1 rRNA gene is annotated in these 1,127 nt (G+C 54.7%); it reads right to left on the reverse strand.

Annotated elements, in window-relative coordinates:
• Positions 1-1,033 (reverse strand): 16S ribosomal RNA (locus tag BM388_RS17485); the annotation flags it as partial.
• Positions 1,034-1,127 lie beyond the last annotated feature (94 nt).

Here is a 1,127-nt window from a genome sequence, read left to right on the forward strand (position 1 = left end):
TCCCGAAGGCACCAATCCATCTCTGGAAAGTTCGCACGATGTCAAGGGTAGGTAAGGTTCTTCGCGTTGCATCGAATTAAACCACATGCTCCACCGCTTGTGCGGGCCCCCGTCAATTCATTTGAGTTTTAACCTTGCGGCCGTACTCCCCAGGCGGTCGACTTATCGCGTTAACTGCGCCACAAAGGTCTCTAGGACCCCAACGGCTAGTCGACATCGTTTACGGCGTGGACTACCAGGGTATCTAATCCTGTTTGCTACCCACGCTTTCGCACCTCAGTGTCAGTGTCAGTCCAGAAGGCCGCCTTCGCCACTGGTATTCCTCCCGATCTCTACGCATTTCACCGCTACACCGGGAATTCTACCTTCCTCTCCTGCACTCTAGCCTGACAGTTCCGGATGCCGTTCCCAGGTTGAGCCCGGGGCTTTCACAACCGGCTTATCAAGCCACCTACGCGCGCTTTACGCCCAGTAATTCCGATTAACGCTCGCACCCTCCGTATTACCGCGGCTGCTGGCACGGAGTTAGCCGGTGCTTCTTCTGTGAGTGATGTCTTTCCTCGGGCGTATTAAGCCCAAGGCATTCTTCCTCACTGAAAGTGCTTTACAACCCGAAAGCCTTCTTCACACACGCGGCATGGCTGGATCAGGCTTTCGCCCATTGTCCAATATTCCCCACTGCTGCCTCCCGTAGGAGTTCGGGCCGTGTCTCAGTCCCGATGTGGCTGATCATCCTCTCAGACCAGCTACGGATCGTCGCCTTGGTGAGCCATTACCTCACCAACAAGCTAATCCGACATAGGCTCATCCGATAGCGCAAGGTCCGAAGATCCCCTGCTTTCCCCCGTAGGGCGTATGCGGTATTAGCCTGGGTTTCCCCAGGTTATCCCCCACTACCGGGCAGATTCCTATGCATTACTCACCCGTCCGCCGCTCGACGCCTCCTAGCAAGCTAGGATCGTTTCCGCTCGACTTGCATGTGTTAGGCCTGCCGCCAGCGTTCAATCTGAGCCATGATCAAACTCTTCAGTTTAAAGTCTGATAGTTCCTAAGGTGGAACCAAACCTGGCTCAAGGTTCAAACGTCTCATTTGACGAGTCGCTTGCCTTGAATGTTTCAGTGACTGG

The sequence above is a fragment of the Halomonas saccharevitans genome (genome assembly GCF_900116405.1).
Lineage (GTDB): Bacteria > Pseudomonadota > Gammaproteobacteria > Pseudomonadales > Halomonadaceae > Halomonas > Halomonas saccharevitans.